At 65.8% G+C, this 21,308-nt stretch carries 16 protein-coding genes; 11 read left to right on the plus strand and 5 right to left on the minus strand.

Annotation, left to right across the window (positions count from 1 at the left end; genetic code table 11):
* The coding region (locus VGC18_RS07745; protein ID WP_331095955.1) for an ROK family protein at positions 1 to 966 on the plus strand (966 nt) is incomplete at its 5' end.
* On the opposite strand, the gene VGC18_RS07750 is transcribed toward VGC18_RS07745, so the two are convergent.
* A complete protein-coding gene (locus VGC18_RS07750; protein ID WP_331095957.1) occupies positions 963 to 1,697 on the minus strand; it encodes an alpha/beta hydrolase in 735 nt (244 codons plus the stop codon). The two genes, VGC18_RS07745 and VGC18_RS07750, sit on opposite strands and share 4 nt — an antisense overlap.
* Before the next feature lie 288 nt (positions 1,698 to 1,985).
* Here VGC18_RS07750 and VGC18_RS07755 point away from each other — a divergent pair, with 288 nt between their 5' ends.
* From VGC18_RS07755 to VGC18_RS07785, 7 genes are all read left to right on the plus strand, one after another.
* Positions 1,986 to 3,179: an ABC transporter substrate-binding protein gene (locus VGC18_RS07755; protein ID WP_331095959.1), complete on the plus strand. Its 1,194-nt coding sequence runs from the start codon at positions 1,986 to 1,988 to the stop codon at positions 3,177 to 3,179.
* A gap of 65 nt (positions 3,180 to 3,244) precedes the next feature.
* The gene (locus VGC18_RS07760) at positions 3,245 to 4,195 is read left to right on the plus strand and encodes a sugar ABC transporter permease (RefSeq protein ID WP_331095961.1); all 951 of its coding nucleotides are present in this window, start codon (positions 3,245 to 3,247) and stop codon (positions 4,193 to 4,195) included.
* The gene (locus tag VGC18_RS07765; RefSeq protein ID WP_331095964.1) at positions 4,192 to 5,055 is read left to right on the plus strand and encodes a carbohydrate ABC transporter permease; all 864 of its coding nucleotides are present in this window, start codon (positions 4,192 to 4,194) and stop codon (positions 5,053 to 5,055) included. The genes VGC18_RS07760 and VGC18_RS07765 overlap by 4 nt, the downstream gene beginning before the upstream one ends.
* Positions 5,052 to 6,011: an aldo/keto reductase gene (locus VGC18_RS07770; RefSeq protein ID WP_331095966.1), complete on the plus strand. Its 960-nt coding sequence runs from the start codon at positions 5,052 to 5,054 to the stop codon at positions 6,009 to 6,011. Before VGC18_RS07765 ends, VGC18_RS07770 begins: the two co-directional genes overlap by 4 nt.
* A gap of 45 nt (positions 6,012 to 6,056) precedes the next feature.
* On the plus strand, positions 6,057 to 8,060 hold the full coding sequence (locus VGC18_RS07775; protein WP_331095968.1) for a beta-galactosidase: 2,004 nt from the start codon (positions 6,057 to 6,059) through the stop codon (positions 8,058 to 8,060).
* A 72-nt stretch (positions 8,061 to 8,132) separates the two neighbouring features.
* Positions 8,133 to 10,481, plus strand: coding sequence for an alpha-xylosidase (gene yicI / locus VGC18_RS07780; RefSeq protein ID WP_331095970.1), 2,349 nt, complete (start codon positions 8,133 to 8,135; stop codon positions 10,479 to 10,481).
* Between the two features lie 68 nt (positions 10,482 to 10,549).
* Positions 10,550 to 12,433 carry a glycoside hydrolase family 127 protein gene (locus tag VGC18_RS07785; protein WP_331095973.1) on the plus strand — a complete coding sequence of 628 codons (1,884 nt, stop codon included), beginning with the start codon at positions 10,550 to 10,552 and terminating at the stop codon, positions 12,431 to 12,433.
* Positions 12,434 to 12,721: 288 nt separating this feature from the next.
* Here VGC18_RS07785 and VGC18_RS07790 read toward each other — a convergent pair whose 3' ends face one another.
* The 4 genes from VGC18_RS07790 to VGC18_RS07805 form a co-directional block, all read right to left on the minus strand.
* Complete coding sequence (locus VGC18_RS07790; protein ID WP_331095975.1) at positions 12,722 to 13,609, minus strand: carbohydrate ABC transporter permease; 888 nt, start codon at positions 13,607 to 13,609, stop codon at positions 12,722 to 12,724.
* On the minus strand, positions 13,606 to 14,568 hold the full coding sequence (locus VGC18_RS07795) for a sugar ABC transporter permease (RefSeq protein WP_331095977.1): 963 nt from the start codon (positions 14,566 to 14,568) through the stop codon (positions 13,606 to 13,608). Before VGC18_RS07795 ends, VGC18_RS07790 begins: the two co-directional genes overlap by 4 nt.
* 89 nt (positions 14,569 to 14,657) lie before the next feature.
* Positions 14,658 to 15,989, minus strand: coding sequence for an ABC transporter substrate-binding protein (locus tag VGC18_RS07800; RefSeq protein WP_331095979.1), 1,332 nt, complete (start codon positions 15,987 to 15,989; stop codon positions 14,658 to 14,660).
* A 708-nt stretch (positions 15,990 to 16,697) separates the two neighbouring features.
* Positions 16,698 to 17,744 (minus strand): LacI family DNA-binding transcriptional regulator, encoded by a 1,047-nt coding sequence (locus VGC18_RS07805; RefSeq protein WP_331095981.1) that lies wholly within the window; start codon positions 17,742 to 17,744, stop codon positions 16,698 to 16,700.
* Positions 17,745 to 18,129: 385 nt separating this feature from the next.
* On the opposite strand from VGC18_RS07805, the gene VGC18_RS07810 reads away from it, so the two are divergent.
* The 3 genes from VGC18_RS07810 to VGC18_RS07820 all read left to right on the plus strand — a co-directional run bounded on the left by VGC18_RS07810 (position 18,130) and on the right by VGC18_RS07820 (position 21,291).
* Positions 18,130 to 19,311: a Gfo/Idh/MocA family oxidoreductase gene (locus VGC18_RS07810; RefSeq protein ID WP_331095983.1), complete on the plus strand. Its 1,182-nt coding sequence runs from the start codon at positions 18,130 to 18,132 to the stop codon at positions 19,309 to 19,311.
* 44 nt (positions 19,312 to 19,355) lie between these two features.
* Positions 19,356 to 20,363, plus strand: a complete 1,008-nt coding sequence (locus VGC18_RS07815; RefSeq protein WP_331095985.1) for a sugar phosphate isomerase/epimerase family protein — start codon at positions 19,356 to 19,358, stop codon at positions 20,361 to 20,363.
* A gap of 136 nt (positions 20,364 to 20,499) precedes the next feature.
* Positions 20,500 to 21,291, plus strand: coding sequence for a ThuA domain-containing protein (locus tag VGC18_RS07820; RefSeq protein WP_331095987.1), 792 nt, complete (start codon positions 20,500 to 20,502; stop codon positions 21,289 to 21,291).
* Positions 21,292 to 21,308: the final 17 nt, after the last annotated feature.

A 21,308-nucleotide genomic window follows, 5' to 3' on the forward strand; every position in this document is an offset into this window, starting at 1 on the left:
GGCCTGATCTTCGAGGGAGAGCCGCAGGCCAGGGCGGGCAGAGGCAGGCCATCGGAGCTGTTGCACCTGCGTCCTGCCAGCGCCAATTTTCTCGGATTCAAATTGACCGGTGACGCGCTCTACGCCGCAGTGACCGATCTCCACGCTGAGGTGAGCGAGAGCGAAGAGCACCCTCTTGTCAATCGGGACGTCTCCTCCGTGGTCCGGCTTATCGGTGAGGTCGCGAATCGTCTGCACGCGAGGTATCCGCGGTTGGCTGCGATCGGGGTGTGTTCAGCCGGCGACGTGCAGGACGTCGGTGGCCGTCTTCTTCTGGTCGACTCGCCGTTCCTCGGGTGGGACACCGTCCCGCTGGCGGAATTGGTCTCAGAGGCGACCGGCCTGCCGACCGTGATATCCAATGACGTGCAGGCACTGACCGCAGCGCATCATTGGTTCGGAGCTGGCGTCGGCTGCCGTACTATCGCTCTCATCGGCTTCGGCGCAGGCATTGGCAGTGGCATCGTCGTTAACGACGAGTTGGTCACCGGCTCCCGAGGGCATCCGGGGAAAGTCGGGCACATACCGGTCACGGAGGGTGGCCCAACCTGCGATGCCGGACACGTTGGCTGTGTCTCCGCCTACGTCACCATTCCGTCAATCGTGCGTAACGCACATGCGGCCAGTTATCCGTCCGCACTCAAGCTGGCTCGGGCGGGGGAACCGACAGCTCTCGCCGCCATGCAGGCGGCAGGAAAGGCACTGGGGGTCGCAATCGTGCAATTGGCGAACTTCATCGATCCGGAGAAGATCATCGTCACCGGTGAAGGGCTGCCGCTGGTCGGCCTCGCCAACGAGACCATCTTGACAACCATCTCGAATCTTCTCGATCCCGCCGCCGACGATGTCACCGTCGACTTCCACGAGTTCCGCTTCTCCGACTACGCCTGGGCCGCCGCGATCAGCGCAATCCGACTCGTGGTCTAGGCGGACAGCCAACCTCGGTCGTCCAACCATGTGCGCGCCAGGTGAGTCCATGCTTCGAGCGGACCGAGACCGCGGGCGAGCCCCTTCCCGTGCTCACCGCGTTCGAAGACATGCAGCTCGAATGGAATGGCCTGTTCGCTGAGTGCGCCCCCGTAACGCAGCGAATGTCGGACGCTTACTCCGCCATCATCGGCCGTGTGCCAAAGAAAAGTTGGAGGAGTGGCGGCGTCGACGAGGAATTCAGCGCTCGTTTTCTGTCGCTGGGCAAACACTGGGACGTCTCCAAAGAAGCTCTCCAAGGACCCCTGGTGGACGTCATGTATCCACGAGATGACCGGGTAGGCGAGGATGGCCAAGTCAGGACGGCCGTCCTCATCAGGGAAACCGATGGATTCTTCGTCCGTTGGCGCAGCCGACAGGAGCGCAGCGAGATGGCCTCCCGCTGAAAACCCGATGACGCCGATTCGATGAGTGTCTCCGTTCAGGGGAGTGCTACCGTCTCGAAGTCGGCGAAGAAGATGGCGTGCCTCGCCGATTGCCGCGGGGTGGGTCGAGGGAGCGACGGGGTATCGCAGTACCGCGGCATTGATTCCGAGAGCGTTCAACCAGACGGCGATGTCGTCTGCTTCGTGGTCCGCATGTGTTGAGTAGCCCCCGCCAGGCAGGACGATCATGGTTGGCTGGCCTGCGCCGGTCACAGGAAAAAAATGCGTGTCATCGTCGAGAGTCACTCCTTGAGCCTATGCGGCGACACAGGGTCTCAAGGAGGTTCTGCTGCTTCGTGACCATTTTGTTGCCTCAATTGACAAAATCATTTTGGGTGGGCATGCTGGTCTCAACATCCGGTGGGAAACCGCCAAGCGCCCCGGCCCAGGGGAGCGTCGTAATCACATGTCAAAGGAGATATATCTATGCGTTCGAAAAAAACGCTCGCCATACTGACCTCCATCACCGTCGTAGGGCTCGCCCTTGCGGGATGCAGCTCAAGCACGACCTCCTCGAACTCCTCCAGCGGGAAGGTGAGCCTCAGCTTCTGGTCATGGGCGCCGAAGACCCAGCAACTGGTAGATACCTGGAACAAGGCACATCCGAATGTCCAGGTCAAATACACCGATGCCGGTGGTGGAAATGACTCTGCTCCCAAGCTGCGCACCGCGAGCCGGGCGGGCAACGCTCCCGACCTTGCTGCGGTGGAATACACCACGCTTCCTTCGCTCATCGTCGCCGGGGTCCCACTCGACATCACCAGCTATGTCAAGGACATCAAGAGCAAGTTCACCTCCGGGACCTGGGCGCAGACGACGTTTGACGGGCAGGTCTATGGGGTTCCGCAGGATGTCGGTCCGATGGCTGTTCCGTACCGCACGGACCGGCTCGCCGAGCTCGGTATCGCCGTTCCGAAGACCTGGGAGGACTTCGGCAAGGCCGCTGAGGCCGTGCACGCCGCCGACCCGGATGCCACTCTGGCGTCGTTGCCCGCCGACCAGTTCGGTTTCTATGCGGGCGTCGCGACCCAGGCCGGGTCGAAGTGGTGGTCGGTGAAGGACGGCAAATGGACCGTCGGCATTGCGGACGAGGATTCGCTCAAGGTCGCCGACTTCTTCGAAAAACTCGCTAAGGAGGGGGCCATCAAGACTGACCCGATCCTGACGCCGGAATGGAACAAGGATGTCAACGAGGGCAACGTTCTCTCCTGGCCGTCTGCGCTCTGGGCACCGGGTGTGATCGAGGGCATTGCACCAGACACGATCGGAAAATGGACCCTCGCGGCATTGCCGCAGTGGACGGCGGGAGATGAGTCGGTCGCCTATCAGGGTGGCTCGGCCGTCATCATCACCAAGGGATCGAAGCACCCGAAAGAAGCAGCGGAGTTTGCCAAATGGCTCAACGCGAGCGAGCAGGGTGCGAAGCTCATCCTGAACACGGTGAACGCCTATCCCGCTGCGATCTCTGGGCAGAAGGCTGCTGAGGCCAGCAACCCGCCGGCCCTCATGCCACAGCAGAAGGATTACTACACCCTCGCGGCGAAGATCTCCTCCGAGACGATCCCGGTCACCTGGGGACCCGATGTGAACGTGGCACAGACGACGTTCACCGACGCACTCAACAAGGCGATCGCGGCGGGCACCCCGTGGCGCGATGCGTTCAAGGCAACTCAGACAGCAGTCGTCAAAGACCTTAAGAGCTCCGGCTTCAAGGTAACCAACAAGTAGTCGCTTCGTCACGGCGGGCCGGTCGCGTTCGGGCGACCGGCCCGCCAGAAGAGTTAGGGAATTCCATGTCAACCGACCAAGCGGTGTCGCCACGCATGCGTGCGCCCAAGCGGCGCAAGCATCCGTCGAGAATGACCTTCGCGCCGTACATGTTCCTCGCGCCGGCGATCGTGTTGTTCCTCGTCTTCATGCTGGTGCCGATCGTCTACTCCATCTGGCTCAGCTTCCAGCACTATCAGCTTCAGGGCGGCGGTATCCTCGGTGTCCGGGTGCAGGTCTTCGCCGGTTTCGCCAACTACATCGCGGTGTTCCAGGATCCGGAGCTTCTCGCGGGATTCGGGCGGCTCGCGATCTACGGCATCATCGCCGTTCCGGTCACCCTCGGCGGAGCGCTGCTGTTCGCCCTTCTCCTCGATGTCCCCGCCGTTCGGGCCAAGGGGTTCTCGCGGGTGGCGATCTTCATCCCCTATGCGGTTCCCGGCGTCGTCGCCGCGCTGCTCTGGGGTTTCATGTATCTTCCGGGAACCAGTCCCTTCTCCTACATTACGAAGGCGCTCGGTTGGGGGACCATCCCATTCCTCGACAATCCCGGGCTGTTCGGCTCACTCGCCAACATCGCGGTATGGAGCGGCATCGGCTTCAACATGATCATCATCTACACCTCGCTGCGTGGCATTCCAGCCGAGATCTACGAGTCGGCCAGGCTTGACGGCGCCAATGAGGTCCAGATCGCATTCCGCATCAAGATTCCGCTGGTGACCCCCGCGCTCATCCTCACCGGGATCTTCTCCCTGATCGGAGCGCTCCAGCTCTACGGGGAGCCGACGACGCTGAAGCCGCTCACCAATGCGATCAGCCAATCGTGGGTACCGCTCATGATCATCTATCGGGATGCCTTTATCACCGATGATCTGCCGGGTGCCGCCGCGCTGTCCGTCATCATCGCCCTCGGCACGGTCATCCTCTCCGCCGTCGTGCTTCGCATCACCAATCGTCGATCGGGAGGCGCGTCATGAGCGCGATCAAGTCGCATACCTTGTCTGTCCGGCCGAAGGGCAAAGTCTGGCCGACGGTCGTCCTTCTCATCGGCGCCGTGTACTGCCTGGTGCCGGTGGCATGGGTATTCATCGCCTCGAGCAAGTCCCGGGCCGAGCTGTTCACCACATTCAGCTTCGCGCCAGGGAGTGGTCTGTTTGACAACCTCGCATCGCTATTCACCTACGGCGGGGGCCAATACGGCAAGTGGGCGCTCAATTCGCTGCTCTACGCCGGACTCGGCGGCCTTCTGTCCACTCTCGTCTCGACAATGGCGGGCTATGCCCTTGCGAAGTACGAGTTCCGGGGGCGTTCGTTGATTTTCTACTGCATCCTTGGCGGGGTGCTGATCCCTGGCATAACCCTTGCCATCCCTCAGTACCTGTTGCTCTCTCAAGTGGGGTTAGCAGGCGGGTACCTCTCCGTCCTGTTGCCGGTGATCATCAGTCCGTTTGGGATCTATCTGTCACGGGTCTACGCCTCCAGCGCCGTTCCCACCGAGACGATCGAGGCATCCAGGCTCGACGGGGCGAACGAGTGGCGTACCTTCAGGTCGATCGGCCTGCCGATGATGGTTCCGGGAATGGTCACCGTCTTCATGCTGCAATTCGTCGGCATCTGGAACAACTTCCTGCTGCCATTCGTGATGCTCTCCGATCAGAACAATTATCCGATCACCGTCGGGCTTTACACACTGCTGTCGAAGGGATCGGGTTCCCCCGCGCTTTATTCACTCGCCATCACCGGAGCGGCCGTCTCGATCATCCCGCTCGTGCTGCTGATGCTATTTCTCCAGCGCTTCTGGCGTCTCGATCTGCTCTCCGGCGGTCTCAAAGGATGACGAGCATCGAGCAAATTCCTCCAACCAGCTTAGGCACGGCCGGGCCGATCGTCAGCCGACTGTGTCTCGGGACCTCATCCTGGGCGCGTGCCGCCAATCCGCTCGATCCTGTCGAGCTTCTGGATCAGGTCTTTGTCGGTGAAGGTTCTGGGGAGCGCGTGCGATACATCGACACGGCGAACGAGTACTCGGGCGGTCTGAGCGAGACCCTCATCGGTGACGCGATCCATCAGCACGGTGGTCTGCCGGAGGGCTTGGTGATTCAGACCAAACTGGACCGCGATGTGCGCACCGGCGATTTCAGCTCAGACCGGATGTGGCGCTCACTCGAAGAGTCTCTAGGGCGACTGCATCTCGACTCGCTCCCGATGCTCTTCCTCCACGATCCCGAGCACATCGGTTTTGAGAAAGCCATGGCCAACGACGGACCCGTCACCGCGTTGGTGGAAATGAAGCGTTCTGGTGTCGCGGAACGGATCGGTATCTCCGGTGGGCCTGTTGGCCTGTTGGAGAAGTTTGTCGGGACTGATCTCTTCGACGCCGTCATCACGCACAATCGCTATACGCTCGTCGACCGATCGGCGCAGGCTCTGGTCAACGCATCCCGCGCACGAGGTGTCGCCGTCCTGAACGCCGCCGTGTATGGGGGAGGGGCGTTGGCCAAATGGCCGGTACCTGCCACGACCTACGCCTATGTTCCGATTCGCGCGGAGGTCGCGGCGGCGATCTCGGCGATGGGTGAGGCCTGCAGTCGGCTTGACATCCCTCTCGCCGCTGCCGCCCTGCAGTGGAGTACCCGAAACCCCGCGATTACTAGTTCGATCTTCGGAGTCGCTTCATCCGCACAGCTAGGCGCCACGGTTGCCCTTGACGCGGTGAGCATCCCCTCTTCTCTATGGGAGGAACTCGAAGAGCTGGTCCCTCCTGCTGAGTCCTGGATCGGTGCCTCCCGATGAGGGACGTCGTGATGAGAGAAAGCATGAGCAAGAGGAGGCAGAGACGTGGTTGATCTGACACGGAACGGCCGATTGCTGTTCGGCGGGGACTACAACCCTGAGCAGTGGCCGGAAGAGATCTGGCTGGAAGACATCCGCCTCATGAAACAGGCGAAGGTGACCACGGCGACCCTGGGGATCTTCTCTTGGTCCAGCCTCGAACCACGGGAAGGGGTATATGCCTTCGAGTGGCTCGATAGAGCGATCGACCTGCTCTGGGCCAACGACATCAGCGTCGTGCTGGCCACCCCTACGGCCTCGCCTCCACCATGGTTCACCAAAGCTCATCCGGAGGCCATGCCGGTGACCCGGGCGGGTGTGAGGCTCGTGCATGGCAGCAGGGATACCTACAACCCGGCCGCGCTCGCATACCGTGAGGCTGCCCGTCGGATCACCAGGGCGATCGGCGACCGTTATGGACATCACCCGGCGCTGCAGGGATGGCACGTGCACAACGAGTACGGCAGCGTCAGCTATGGACCGGCGGTTGATGAGGCATTCCGACGCTGGCTGCGCGAGCGCTATATCGATTTGGCCGCGCTCAATCGTGCCTGGTACACCGCATTCTGGTCTCAGGGCTACGGCGACTGGGACGAAATCCTCGCTCCCCAACAGACTCAGTACCTGTCCAACCCAGCTCACGAATTGGACTTCAAGCGATTCTCTGCCGAGTTGCTGCTTGACTGCTACCGCGAACAGATTGCGATCCTGCGAGAGACCAGCCCCGATGTGCCTCTGACCACCAATTTCATCCTCTCGACCTGGCTGAATTACAACCACTGGGAGCTCGCTGCTGCTTCAGACTTCGTGTCCATCGACTTCTATCTGGATGCCGACGGCGTGGAGGGAGCTGCGCACGCAGCCTTCGGTGCGGATCAGGCGCGCTCGTTTGCGCAAGGACGACCGTGGCTGCTGATGGAGCAGGCGGCGAATGCCACCGTGAAGCCTGGTCGCATCGTCGCCAAGCCTCGCGGAGAGATCCTTCGGACCACTGCACAGCACATCGCTTATGGCTCACAAGGCGCGCTCTTCTTTCAGTGGCGAGCCGGGTTGGGTGGGTCGGAGGCTTTCCATTCGACCATGGTTCCCCACGTCGGCGAAGACAGTCGTGTCTTTCGGGAGGTTGTGGAGCTCGGCGCTTTCATCGATCAGCTGGGCGACTTGTCTTTAGAGCCGGCCGGCCGGGTGAACGGACGCAGGGTCGCCATAGTCTGGGACATCGATTCTTGGTGGGCAACGGAGAGCTCGAGCCTGCCGAGCGATCGGTTCAATTTCCAGGCGGCGGTCCGCCGTGTTCATCGGGCGCTGTGGTTCTTGGGGATTGGCGTCGATTTTGTGCGGCCTCAGGACGACCTGAGCGGTTACTCGCTGCTGCTCATTCCCAGCCAGCTCGTCGCGACGCCGGAACAAGCCACGAATGTGAGGCGTTTCGTGGCGGATGGCGGCGAGGCAGTCGTCTGGTACTTCAGCGGAACCTTCGATGCGAATCTGCAGATCATTCCGGGCGGTTACAGCGGAATGTTCGCCGAGACACTTGGCATCCGAGTCGAAGAGTTACTGCCGTTGGCCGACGGTGAGAGCGTTCAGCTCGACAACGGAGCGATCGGCACAGTGTGGTCCGAATCGGTGCAGTTGCGCGGTGCGGAGCCGTGGGCACACTACACAACCGGATTCGCGCGGGGAGGGCCGGCCGTGACTCACAACGCAGTGGGCTCCGGCCATGCCTACTACGTGTCGACGGAATTGGACGATGCCGCGCTCACCGCCCTGCTGGTTATGGTTCTCGCCGAAGCCGGTGTCGAACCGGATGCTCGTGGTGCCGGTGGTGGTTTGGAGGCTGTCCGTCGGCGTGCCGGCGACCACTCCTATCTTTTCCTCATCAATCACGGTAACGAGGATCGATGGTCAACCGCGTTCGGGACCGATCTGCTCACCGGCAGCACATACGAGGGGAGCGTCCTGGTCGTGGCCGGCGCAATTCTCGTGATCCGAGAGTCGATCAACAATTAGCCTGTTTCCGGACGTCAGGTCCGGAGGCGAAAACGTTGAGTGCGGCGTGCAGGCGCCCCTCGAGAGGAAGTTATGAAATTCACCGACGGATTCTGGCAGCTGCGCCCCGGCGTGGCCGCACTCTATGCGCAGCAGGCGTACGACCTGGTGCCCAGGGAGAACTCCATCGTCGTCACCGCCCCGACCAAGGCCGTCGTCTCGCGCGGTGACACCCTCAACCGGCCCGCACTGACCGTCACCCTGAGCTCTCCGATCGAGGGAGTGGTCGGGGTGCGCATCGAGCATTTCCAGGGCGGCACCCGGCAGCCCGGATTCTCCCTCGTCGGTGCGGAGGACGGGCACGGGCTCGTCGAGGTGACGGACGAGTCGGGCTCGATCACGACCGGAGGCCTCACCGCGACGATCGGGCGGGGGAGCCCATGGGACCTCCGTTTCTCCGCGGGCGGCCGGCTGCTGACCAGCAGTGGCAGCAAGTCCGTCGGTTACCTGAGCCTCGCTCCGGATGCCCAGGTCGACGGCGGTCCGATCGGCAACGCCCGCTCCGGCACCGCAGGGGGTCCGGCGGCCACCTATCTGCACGAGCAGCTTGCGCTCGGCATCGGTGAACTCGTCTACGGTCTGGGGGAGCGGTTCGGACCGGTGGTCAAGAACGGCCAGTCCGTCGACATCTGGAACGCCGACGGCGGCACGTCGAGTGAGCAGGCCTACAAGAACGTCCCGTTCTATCTGACCAACCGCGGGTACGGCGTCCTGGTCAACGACTCCGGCCACGTCTCCTACGAGATCGGCTCCGAGTCGGTCGAGCGGGTGCAGTTCTCGGTCGAGGGCGAGAGCCTCGAGTACTTCCTCATCTACGGGCCGACGCCCAAGCAGATCCTCGAGCGCTACACGGCGCTCACCGGGCGTCCGGCATCCGTGCCCGCCTGGTCGTTCGGCCTGTGGCTCTCGACCAGCTTCACCACGAGCTATGACGAGGCGACCGTCTCGAGCTTCATCGACGGGATGGCCGAGCGCGACCTGCCGCTCAGCGTCTTCCACTTCGACTGCTTCTGGATGCGCGAGTTCAACTGGTGCGACCTCGAGTGGGATCAGCGCGTCTTCCCCGACCCGCAGGGGATGCTCGCACGACTGCACGAGAAGGGCGTGCGCGTCTGCGTCTGGATCAACCCGTACATCGCGCAGCGCTCGCCCTTGTTCGCCGAGGGCGCCGAGCACGGGTACCTGGTCACGCGTCCGAACGGCGACGTCTGGCAATGGGATCTCTGGCAGCCGGGCATGGCGATCGTCGACTTCACGAACCCGCACGCCACGGCCTGGTTCCAGGACAAGCTGCGAGCGCTGATCGCCGGAGGCGTGGACGCGTTCAAGACCGATTTCGGCGAACGGATCCCGCTCGACGCCCGCTTCGCAGACGGCTCGTCGTCGGAGCGCATGCACAACCTCTACGCCCAGCTCTACAACAAGGCGGTGCACGACGTGCTGGTCGAGGAGCGCGGAGAGGGCGAGGCCGTGCTGTTCGCCAGAGCGGCGACGACCGGTGGCCAGAGCCTCCCGGTGCACTGGGGCGGCGACAGCACCTCGACGTTCTCGTCGATGGCGGAGACCCTGCGCGGGGGCCTCTCGCTCGCCTTCGGCGGCTTCGCGTTCTGGAGTCACGACATCGGCGGCTTCGAGGGCACTCCCGATCCGGGCGTCTTCAAGCGCTGGGTCGCGTTCGGCCTGCTCTCCAGTCATTCGCGCCTGCACGGCAGCGAGTCGTACCGCGTGCCGTGGACGTTCGACCTCGATCCCGTCACGGGGGAGTACGACGAGAGCGCGACGAGTGCCGTGGCCGTGACTCGGCGCTTCGCGAGGCTGAAGAACCGGCTCATGCCCTACCTGTTCGCGGCGGGTGCCGAGGCATCCGGGCGTGGTGTCCCCGTGATGCGACCGATGCTGCTCGAGTTCCCCGACGACCCGGGCGTCTCCTACCTCGATCGGCAGTACATGCTGGGGCCGGACATCCTTGTCGCGCCCGTGTTCACCGACGACGGAACCGTGCAGTTCTACCTGCCGGAGGGCGGCTGGACGAGCCTGCTCACCGGCGAGCACGTGGCCGCAGGCGGATGGCGCACCGAGACGCACGGTCTCGACTCGTTGCCGCTGTATGTGCGCGACGGTGCGGTGCTGCCGGTGGGGGCGCACGACGACCGGCCGGACTACGACTACCTCGACGGGCTGACCCTGCGGGTCTATCCCGGCGCGGAGCCGACGACGGTGCGCGTCGTCGGGGTCGATGGCGCCGCCACCGACGTCGCGCTCGCCCGTGATCGAGACGGCGCGTTCTCGGCGCACGCCGACGGGCGGCACGTCCGCGTCGAGACGGTGCAGGGGGAGAGCCGGAGCGAGCCCACGCACGATCGGCCGGCCCCGCCCCTCTGAAGCGGGTACGGGCGCGATCGCCCAAGATCGGAGAGGCCGGCGAGCGCCGGCGAAGGAAGGAGACCGACGTGACCAGCACGGCACACCCGACGGCGGTGTCGCGCCACGGCGTCATCGCCCCCGTCGACGGCGAGATCGTCCTCGGCGAGGGACTCCTGGGCCGCTGGCAGCGCCGCAACCGGCGTGTCACCATCCCCCACGGCATCGAGCGGCTCGAGACGGAGGGCGCACTCGACAACCTGCGTGGGCTGATCGGGGAGACGGACGCCCCCTTCCGCGGCCCGGTCTTCGCCGACAGCGACGTGCACAAGGTGCTCGAGGCCGTCGCGTGGGAGCTCGGCCACGGTGAGGACCCGGCGCTCCGCAGGTTCTACGAGGACACCGTCGCGCTGCTGGCCGCGGTCCAGGACGAGGACGGGTACCTGGACTCCGCGTTTCAGCGGGCGGACCGCGTGCAGCGGCGCTGGACGGACTTCGCGGCGGGTCACGAGCTCTACTGCACAGGTCACCTCATTCAGGCGGCTGTCGCGTCGGTGCGAGCCCTCGGGGACGACCGGCTCCTTGCCGCGGCGACGCGTGCCGCCGATCTGGTCGTTCGGCTGTTCGGAGGGCCGGAGTCGCCCGCATACCCGGGGCACCCGGAGATCGAGTACGCGCTCGTCGAGCTCTATCGGCTCACGGGGCGAGCCGAGTATCTCGACACCGCGAAAGCGTTCATCGATCGTCGCGGCAGCGGATGGCTGGGCCGGGGCGCGTTCGGTGCGGCGTACTTCCAGGACGACGCGCCGCTGCGCGAGACGACCGTCATGCGCGGCCACGCGGTGCGTGCGCTCTACCTGAACAGCGGTGCGACCGACGTCTTTCTGGAGACCGGGGACGACACGCTGCTGCGAGCGTTGACGTCTCAGTGGGACGACATGGCGACCCGTCGCAGCTACCTCACCGGCGGCACGGGCTCCCGGCACAGGGACGAGGCGTTCGGCGACGCGTACGAGCTGCCGAGTGACCGAGCCTATGCGGAGACGTGCGCGGGGATCGGGGCGATGCACTGGGCGTGGCGCATGTACCAGGCCACGGGCAAGGCACGTTTCGGCGACTTCTTCGAGACGGCGTTGTACAACGTGGTGGCCGACGGCGTCTCGGAGGATGGCGCCGCCTTCTTCTACAGCAACCCGCTGCAGCTGCGCCCCGACCACGTCTCCGTGCAGGAGGAGGCGGCGGCCCGGCGGCTCGGCTGGTACTTCTGCGCATGCTGCCCGCCGAACCTGATGCGCACGTTCGCGAGCATCGAGGGTTACCTCGCGGGAACGCGCGGCGCCGAGCTGCAGCTCCTCCAGTACACGGCGTCGCACATCGAGACCCGGCTCGTCGGCGAACGCGTGGTGCTGGACGTCGACACTGAATACCCGCTCGACGGACGCATCCGCATCACCGTCGTCGAAGGCGGCGGCGGCACCCTCGCGCTGCGCATCCCGTCGTGGTGCGTGAGCCATGAGGTCACCATCGACGGCAGGCCGCTCGACGTGCCAGTGGACGCCGGATGGCTGCGGCTCGACGGCGCGCTCACCGCGGGCAGCGTCGTGGTGCTCGAGCTGGGCATGCCGGCCCGCGTGCTGACGGCGCACCGCCGCGTCGACGCCGTTCGCGGCTGCGTGGCGGTCCGTCGCGGTCCGATCGTGTACTGCCTGGAGCAGGGCGACAACGCATCCGATGTCGACGACGTCGCCGTCGACCCGTCGCTGCCGATCGTCGTCGGCGACGGGATGACGCCGTTGGGCCCCGCCATCACGGCGCGCGGCGGGGTTCGCCGCGGTGACGGGGCCCTCTACTCCACCTTGACCGGGGAAGCGTGCGACGAGTCGGTGGGCACGGTCGAACTGCGGATGCGGCCCTATGCGACCTGGGGGAACGGGCGGCCGGGGGCGATGCGGGTGTGGGTGCCCGTCAGCTGAGCGTCGGGTCGTCCGGCGGCGTCGCGTTCGGAGGCATCGCGGACGCCCGTGCTCCCGCACTTCCGCCTGCGGCCCCACCCTCAATTCGCGACCCCACGTTCAATTCGCGACCCCGTACTGGATCCGTGACCCCACCCTCAGTCCGCGACCCCGCACCCCGCGCGCGTCGGTGCTGTGTGTGCGCGTCGGTGCGATGTGTGCTCGGTCCCGTGCCGCCTCGTCTCCGCTGCTCGATGTGCGGCGTCCGCGGCTGCTCGGTGTGCGCACGAGACGCTTGTGGGCACACAGTCATCGCCCGGCGAGCGAACCTCCGATGCCGCCGACCGAGAAGTATCGGTTGAGCACGGAGAACACGATGATGGGCGGCAGCATCATCACCACCGCGACCGCCATGACGAGTCCCCAGTTGGTCTGGTTCTGCTGGAAGAAGGTCTGCAGGCCGATGGGGAGGGTGTAGTTCTGGTCGGAACGGAGGAACACCACCGCGACCAGGTAGTCGTTCCAGGCGAGGAGGAACGAGAAGATCGCGGTCGAGAGGATGCCGGGCAGCGAGTTCCGGAGCACCACGCGGGTGAAGCTGCCGAACACGCTGGCGCCGTCGATCCAGGCCGCCTCCTCGAGCGTGATGGGGATGGAGTCGAAGTAGGCCGCCATCATCCAGATTGCCACCGACATGGTGGAGCCGATGTAGATGATCATCACGCCGACGAGGTTGTCGACCAGGTTCAGCTTGGCGAACAGGAAGAACAGCGGGATGACCGCGGTCACCACCGGCAGCGACTGCACGACGAACAGGATCAGCGCGTAGCTGGAGACCAGCCGGTTGCGGCCCCGGGAGAGCACGTATCCGGCGGGCGCGGCGACGACGACCGCGACCACCACGGTGACGAGCGCGACGAGAAGGCTGTTGGTCAGCCAGGTGGCGACCGAGGTCTGCGTGAACACGTCAGCGTAGTTCTCGAAGGTGAGACCGGTGGCGCTGGAGCCCAGCGAGGGTGTGAGCGAGAGGATGACGACCGCGATGATGGGCACGAGCACGATGGCCGTGATGATCAGGATGCCCACGAGCCGCCACCACTTGCCGCGCTCGCCCAGCTCGGCAAGGCCGTGGCGCCGCTCGCCGGTGACGCCGACCTGGAGGCGGCCGATGACGTCGCTGGTGGTGTCGGTGCTCATTCGATGTTCACCTTCCTGATCTGGCGGTACAGCAGCACCGAGATGACGACGAGGACGATGGTCATGATGAAGGCGATCGCGACGCCCGGTCCGACCTGGTAGTTCTGGAACACCGTGATGTAGGCAAGGACCACGAGCGACTGCGTCGCCGAGACGGGGCCGCCTCCGGTGAGCAGGAAGATCGTCGGGAAGTCGTTGACGCAGAAGATCGTCATCAGGATCCACGACACGTAAGTGGTGCGCGAGATCATCGGCAGTGTGATCTGGGTGAACGTCTGCCAGGTGCTGGCGCCGTCGACCTTCGAGGCCTCGTACACGTTGGTGTCCACGGATGCCAGCGCGGACGACATCATCATCATCATGAACGGGAAGCTGATCCAGACCTTGAACACGCAGACCGTGATCTGCGCCAGGAGCGGATCGGCCAGGAACAGCACGTTGCCGAAGCCGAGCCACTGCGCCAGCACGGGAAGCGGCGACTGCGGCGTCGCCACCAGCCAGTTCCACGATGTCGCCGACACCACGGTGGGAACGACCCATGGCAGCAGGAGCAGCACCTTGAACACCCCGTTGGCGGGGATGCGGGTCCGCAGCAGCAGCGCAAGCCCGAGCCCGACGGCCCAGGAGCCGAACACGCCGACCAGGGTGAAGACCAGGGTGAAGAGCGCGGCATGCCAGAACACCGGCTCCTGCACGACCGTGATGTAGTTCTGGAATCCGACGAACGCGCCCGCGTCGATCAGGTCGCCGTTCCGCGTCGACTGCCAGCCCGCGTAGACCACCGGGTACAGGTTCAGCAGCAGCAGCAGCAACAGGGACGGCAGCGCGAACAGCAGGAAGGTCCAGGTGTGCGAGATGGCCCGCCCCCGCTTGCCGGAGCTGGGCGAACGACCCGATCCAGCGATCCCCACACCGTTCCGCGCCCTTTTCAGAGCACCGGTCACGGACTCGGTCGACATCGACGACTCTCCTTCGAGCTAGAGCGAGATCTCTGAGGTGAGTGCGGGTGGGCCCTCGCGCGCGGCCAGGGCCCACCCGCACGCGATCGCTACTTCATCAGGCCTTCGATGGCGTTCTGCAGGGTCGTCAGAGCGCTCTTGGCATCGGTCTTGCCGCCGAGGATCGACTGCGAGAACGTGATCATCGGCTGAGTTCCGTCGACCGTGTTCGCGATGTTGTAGAACAGGCCCTTTCCGCCTGGAGCCGCCCAGGTCTGGTAGATCGGGTTCCAGTCCTTGAGGATCTTCACCGTCACCGGGTCGGCCTTGAGCACCGACGTGTCGGCGATGGACTTCAGAGGCGGCAGGCCGATGCCGGTCTTCTGCGTCCACAGCTTCGACATGTTCTTGTAGTAATAGGTGAGGAACGCCTCCGAGCCCTTCTGGCTCGGGGTGTTCTTGTACATCATGATGTTGTTCGGGAAGTAGAGGCCGCCCTTCTTGCCCGAGGGGCTCGTGAGCGGATCGCCGACGACCATGTCGGCGGCGACGTCGCCGCCCACGCTGGCCGCAAGCCCCGCACCATCCCAGCCGTAGCCGAACTTCTTGGCCTTCCACTGAGCTTGAACGTTCGCGCTCGTGTACGTCGCGCCCGCCGGGTCGGAGTATCCGTTCTTCACCAGTTCGAGCACGTACTCCATGGCCTCGATGTTCGCATCGGTCACGACATCCGGCTCCTTGTTCTTGTTGAACAGGCCTCCGCCGTTGTTGATCATGAACGCGGTGAGGATGTGGCTTCCGGTGAAGTTGCCGGCGCCGGCGCCCAGGCCGAAACCGTATACGCCGATCTTCTTCAGAGCCGCGCAGACCTGCTTGTACTCGTCCCACGTCGTCGGCACGTCGACGCCCGCCTGGGAGAGCAGCGTCTTGTTGTACCACGAGCAGCGAACGTCGAGGTTGTACGGGATCGCCGCGTAGCCCTGATCGGTCTTCATGGTGTCGAGCAGGCCCTCGAGGAAGTCGTCGTGCAGGCCGTTGCTCTTCCACGAGTTCAGCAGGCTGTCCGCGTAGGCGATCTTGCCCTGGTGGGCGAATTGGAACGCCTGCGTGCCGCCGCCGGAGCTGACCGCTGGTCCCGTGTTCGAGGCTACGGCGGAGGAGAACGTCTGGGTGAAGTTCGCCCACTGGATCTCCTGGTACGTCGCGGAGGGCAGGCCGCTGGCCGGCTTGTACGCCAGCGTGATCTGCTTGTCCAGCTTGTTGAACTGTGGGTTGCCCCACGGCATGTTCCAGAACTTCAGCGGCTTGCCGCTTCCTCCGGTGCTGCCTCCACCGCCTCCGCCGCCGGAACAGGCTGCGAGAAGAGTGGTGGCCGCGACGCCGCCCGCGAGGCCGAGGAAGCCCCGTCGGGTGAACGCTGCGCCTGTGGATTCCGATGCCATTATCAGATCCCTTCCGTCCGATCCCTGCCGGGGCGGGGTCCGGATGATTCGTCGTTGAATGTCAGGTTGATGCGTCGGTCGAGGCCACGTCTTCCACGGCCGTCTTGGTTATCCTTCAGTCTTTTGTTGGACGTGTCAACATTTCATGGGGGCCTCCCACGCGTGTCGCATGCAACTGAAATCAAGATGTGATGAAAGTCGTGGGAGCGCTCTCACGGACACGTTATACGACTATCCCTCATCGGGCCACACCGTTACCGAGCCGTTGCCCGGGAGCGGTGCAAGCCGTTGTGTCACGAGCCGTTGTCCGGCAGAGCGGGAGCAGAGCGGGAAAGGTGCACGTCGATCCGCGCACCCGATCCTGCGACGTCGAACCCGCATCCCGCGACGTCGAGTCGTGCACCGCGACGTAGAGCAGTCCGCCGTGGCGTCGAGCGGGCTGCCGTGGCGTAGAGCGGTACACCGTGACGTAGACGAATGGGCGACCCCACATCGAATGGGCGACCCCACATCGAATCGCCGCGGGTTGGGTGTGGGGTCGCGGGTTGGGTGTGGGGTCGAGGGTCGCGGGTTGGGGTCGCGGGTTGGGGTCGCGGGGCGGGTGTGGCGCCGCGGGTCGAGGGTCGAGCGTGGGGTCGACCGATCGATGCGGTCCCGGCGAGGGCGGACGACGCGTTGTCGAAGAGGCGGGACGGCGAGGGCTCCGCGTCAGGGCGCCGGGGCCGTGGACTGGCGCACGACGAGCTCCGTCGCGAGCTCCTCACGCGCCGAGCCGGCCGGCATCCCCTCGCGGAGCCGGAGCAGCATCCGCATCGCCGCGGCGGCCATCTCCTCGACGGGCTGGCGCACGGTGGTCAGCGGCGGGCTCGTCCACGACGACTCCGGCAGGTCGTCGAAGCCGACGACGCTGAGGTCGCCGGGCACGTCGAGGCCCAGGTTGCGGGCCGCCTGGTACGCACCGATGGCCATCTCGTCCGAACACGCGAACAGCGCCGTCGGCCGTGAGGGGCCAACGAGGATGCGCCGCGCCACCGGCTCGGCCTCTGCCCGACTCCACCCCGCGGGGGCGACGCGTCGGCCGGGAAGCGGGATGCCCGCCTGTTCCAGTCCCGCACGGAATCCATCGATCCTGGCCCTGCCGTAGCGGTAGTCGCCCTCGCCGGCGAGTGCAGCCACCCGACGGTGGCCGAGCGCGGCGAGGTGTGCGGCCGCCGCGTACCCTCCGGCCCAGTCCGTCGTGCCGATGCTGGGGACGTCGACCGACGAATCCGATGAGGGGTCCAGCAGCACGACCGGGATGCCCGTCGCGGCCAGGAGCTGCAGCTGAGGCCGGCTCGGCGTGAGCAGCGCGATCGCGGCGCCGCGCGACCTGCGCGCGAGGAGGCGGGCCACCCAGTCGGTGCCGTCGGCCTGATCCGGGCGCGCGACGGTGACGACCACGTCGAGGGCGGCGGCCGCCGCCGCACGCTCGGCACCGCTGAGCACGAGATTGGCCCACGGGCCGCTCACCCGGCTGATCACCAAGTCGATCAGGCCGCCGATGTCGGTGCCGGCCGAACTCCGCCGTCGGCGATACCCGGTCTGCTCGACCAGGCGCATCACCCGTTCCCGCGTGGCGATGCCCACGTCCGAGCGACCGTTGAGCACCTTCGACACCGTCGGCACCGTCGTTCCCGCGAGACGGGCCAGCTCCGCCATGGTCACAGGCGAGTCGCCGTGCTCGTGCGCGGCCGACGGGCCCCGCTGCTCGGACATGCCGACATCGTACGCACTAGTTGCGCAACTTGTCGACACGGCGATGCTTGAAATCGCGGGCGTTCGGATGAGAGGATCGATTCGAACTCGTCGTCGCGGTCGCACGAGTTGCGCAACGCCGTTCTCCTCGGAGGCGATGGTGTGGCGACAGTGTGACCATGGTGTGGCGATGGTATGCCGACGATGTGCCGGAGACGAGCGCGCCGTGAGTTCTTCGCCCTCCGCCCCGCGATCGGCGCCATTCCGACCCGCATAGGGCGCCGTTGCGGGGCCGGCGCGACGAGTCCCGAGGACATCGCCCAGAGGCGCACGAGCAACAACGCACCAGCACCAGCAACCGCACCAACAACGCAACAGCAACAGCACCGGCAACAAGGGAGTCGCTATGGCAGACAACACGGGGCGGCTGCGCGTGGGCATGGTGGGATACGCGTTCATGGGCGCGGCCCACTCGCACGCGTGGCGCACCGCCCACCGGTTCTTCGACCTCCCCCTCACCCCTGAGCTCACCGCCGTCGCGGGCCGCGATCGCCAGGCCGTCACCGCTGCCGCGCAGCGACAGGGCTGGCGCAGCGTCGAGACCGACTGGCGCCGTCTGATCGAGCGCGACGACATCGACCTGATCGACATCTGCACGCCGGGCGACACCCACCGCGAGATCGCGATCGCCGCGCTGGAGGCCGGCAAGCACGTGCTCTGCGAGAAGCCGCTGGCGAACTCGGTGGCAGAGGCCGCCGAGATGGCGGATGCCGCCCGTGCGGCCGCGCAGCGCGGCGTCTTCGCGATGTGCGGCTTCACCTACCGCCGGACGCCCGCCGTCTCCCTCGCCAAGCGCTTCGTCGACGAGGGCCGGCTGGGCGAGATCCGTCACGTGCGGGCCCAATACCTGCAGGACTGGCTCAGCGACGCGGAGGCGCCGCTCACCTGGCGCCTGGACAAGTCGAAGGCCGGCAGCGGCGCTCTCGGCGACATCGGCGCGCACATCATCGACATGGCGCAGTGGGTGACCGGCTCGAGCATCATCGGTCTGTCGGCGATCCTCTCGACGTTCGTGACCGAGCGGCCCGTCGGCGGCGACCTGATCGGGCTCGGCGGCAAGGGCTCGTCCGACGGTGCGAAGGGCCCCGTGACCGTGGACGACGCCGCCGCGTTCACGGCGCGATTCGACGGCGGCGCGATCGGCGTGTTCGAGGCGACGCGATTCGCCTTGGGACGCAAGAACGCAATCCGACTTGAGATCAACGGATCGAGGGGTTCGATCGCGTTCGACTTCGAGGAGATGAACGTGCTGCAGTACTTCGACGGCGGCGACGACGCGGAGGCACAGGGATTCCGCAGGATCATCGTGACGGAGCCGGTGCATCCGTATGTCGCGAACTGGTGGCCGGCGGGCCATGGGCTCGGCTACGAGCACGGTTTCATCCATCAGGTCGTCGATCTCGTGAACGATCTCGCCGCCGGCCGACAGCCTCATCCGTCGTTCGACGACGCGCTGCAGGTGCAGCGCGTGCTGGCCGCGGTGGAGGCGTCCGCGAGTGATCGCTCGGCGTGGCACGGCGTGGACTGAGTCGCGGGCACGGGCACGACGAAAACACGAAGGAGGAGTGGCGAATGACGCGTCCAATCACGCTTTTCACGGGCCAATGGGCCGACCTGCCGTTCGAGGAGGTGGCGCGACTGGCAGGGGAGTGGGGCTACGACGGCCTCGAGATCGCCAGCTGGGGAGACCACCTCGACGTCAACCGGGCCGCCACCGACCCCGACTACGTGGCGAACCGTCTGGAGATTCTCGAGCGCAACGGCCTGAAGGTCTTCGCCATCTCGAACCATCTCGTCGGACAGGCGGTGTGCGACGACCCGATCGACCGGCGCCACCAGGACATCGTTCCGCCGCACGTGTGGGGCGACGGCGATCCGGAAGGCGTGCGGCAGCGCGCCGCCGAGGAGCTGAAGACCACGGCTCGTGCGGCCGCGGCCCTCGGCGTCACGACGGTGACAGGGTTCACCGGCTCGAAGATCTGGAAGACGATAGCGGGGTTCCCCCCGGTCCCCGAGTCGATGATCGACGACGGTTACCAGGATTTCGCCGATCGCTGGAACCCCATCCTGGACGTGTTCGACGAGGTCGGAGTGCGCTTCGCGCTCGAACCGCACCCGAGCGAGATCGCGTTCGACTACTGGTCGTGCAAGCGCACGCTCGAGGCGATCGGCGGCCGGGATGCCTTCGGCTTCAACTTCGACCCTTCGCACTTCGTCTGGCAGCAGATCGACCCGGCCACGTTCCTCCAGGACTTCGCCGACAAGATCTACCACGTGCACTGCAAGGAGTCGGTGACCAATCTCAACGGGCGCAACGGGCGGCTCTCGTCGCACCTGCCGTGGGGCGATCCGCGCCGCGGCTGGGACTTCGTCTCCACCGGCCACGGCGAGGTGCCATGGGAGTCCATCTTCCGCACCTTGAACTGGATCGGCTATCAGGGCCCGACCAGCGTCGAATGGGAGGACGCGGGAATGGACCGGCTGGTCGGGGGGCCCGAGGCTTTGCGGTTCGTGCGCAAGCTCGCCGAGATCACCCCGCCCGCCGCGGCATTCGACGCCGCGTTCTCGCGGTCCCGCTGACGCGGCCCGGCGATCCCGGGGCGGAGGAGCCTCCGTCGCCGACCCGCCGGCAGCGCCGTGTCGCGGCGCGACCCTCGCCGTGCTCGTGACGGCACGACGACGCCGATAGAAGGCCGATAGAAGAGAAAGCCGAACAATGACCGAAGCAACGCGCCACGCACTCATCGTGCGCGGTGGATGGGACGGGCACGAGCCCGTCCAGACCACGGACTCCTTCATCCCGTTCCTGGAGCAGAACGGCTTCGACGTGCGGGTGGAGGAGTCGCCGGCGATCTACGCCGAAGCGGACTACATGGACACGGTCGACCTCCTCGTGCAGGTCAACACGATGAACACCATCGAGAAGGACCAGATGGCCGGGCTCGATCGCGCCGTTCGCAACGGCATGGGCATGGCGGGCTGGCACGGCGGGATCGCGGACGCCTACCGCAACGAGGCCGACTATCTGCACATGATCGGCGGCCAGTTCGCGCACCATGCGGCCAAGGCCCCCAAGCAGGAGCTGGCGGGAGAGCAGTCCGACAACTACATCCCCTACACCGTGCACATCACCGAGCTGGGCAAGGTGCACCCGATCACGAAGGGCATCGCGGACTTCGACCTCGTCACGGAGCAGTACTGGGTGCTCAGCGACGAGCTGAACGATGTGCTCGCCACCACCACGCAGTCGGTGCGACCGTGGGACCCCTGGCATCGCCCGGTCACGGCACCCGCGATCTGGACTCGGCTCTGGGGTGAGGGGCGGATCTTCGTCTCCGCGCCGGGCCACAAGCTCGAGGTCGTGAACGACCCGAACGTGCGCACCATCATCGAGCGGGGCCTGCTGTGGGCGGCACGCGGATCGGGCCAGCCGGCGCCGAGCGCCGAAGACGTCGCCGCGGGCAGGTTCCCCTCGGCGCGGGATGCTGCGGGGGAGGCAGCACGATGAGCGCGGAAGGGGCGAGC

Source organism: Lacisediminihabitans sp. (assembly GCF_036404185.1).
Taxonomy (GTDB): domain Bacteria; phylum Actinomycetota; class Actinomycetes; order Actinomycetales; family Microbacteriaceae; genus Lacisediminihabitans.

Coding starts and splice junctions, on each gene's coding strand:
- VGC18_RS07760 (WP_331095961.1), top strand. CDS start 3,245: ATGTCAACCGACCAAGCGGTGTCGCCACGCATGCGTGCGCCCAAGCGG.
- VGC18_RS07765 (WP_331095964.1), top strand. CDS start 4,192: ATGAGCGCGATCAAGTCGCATACCTTGTCTGTCCGGCCGAAGGGCAAA.
- VGC18_RS07770 (WP_331095966.1), top strand. CDS start 5,052: ATGACGAGCATCGAGCAAATTCCTCCAACCAGCTTAGGCACGGCCGGG.
- yicI (WP_331095970.1), top strand. CDS start 8,133: ATGAAATTCACCGACGGATTCTGGCAGCTGCGCCCCGGCGTGGCCGCA.
- VGC18_RS07790 (WP_331095975.1), bottom strand. CDS start 13,609: ATGAGCACCGACACCACCAGCGACGTCATCGGCCGCCTCCAGGTCGGC.
- VGC18_RS07795 (WP_331095977.1), bottom strand. CDS start 14,568: ATGTCGACCGAGTCCGTGACCGGTGCTCTGAAAAGGGCGCGGAACGGT.
- VGC18_RS07800 (WP_331095979.1), bottom strand. CDS start 15,989: ATGGCATCGGAATCCACAGGCGCAGCGTTCACCCGACGGGGCTTCCTC.
- VGC18_RS07805 (WP_331095981.1), bottom strand. CDS start 17,744: ATGTCCGAGCAGCGGGGCCCGTCGGCCGCGCACGAGCACGGCGACTCG.
- VGC18_RS07810 (WP_331095983.1), top strand. CDS start 18,130: ATGGCAGACAACACGGGGCGGCTGCGCGTGGGCATGGTGGGATACGCG.
- VGC18_RS07815 (WP_331095985.1), top strand. CDS start 19,356: ATGACGCGTCCAATCACGCTTTTCACGGGCCAATGGGCCGACCTGCCG.
- VGC18_RS07820 (WP_331095987.1), top strand. CDS start 20,500: ATGACCGAAGCAACGCGCCACGCACTCATCGTGCGCGGTGGATGGGAC.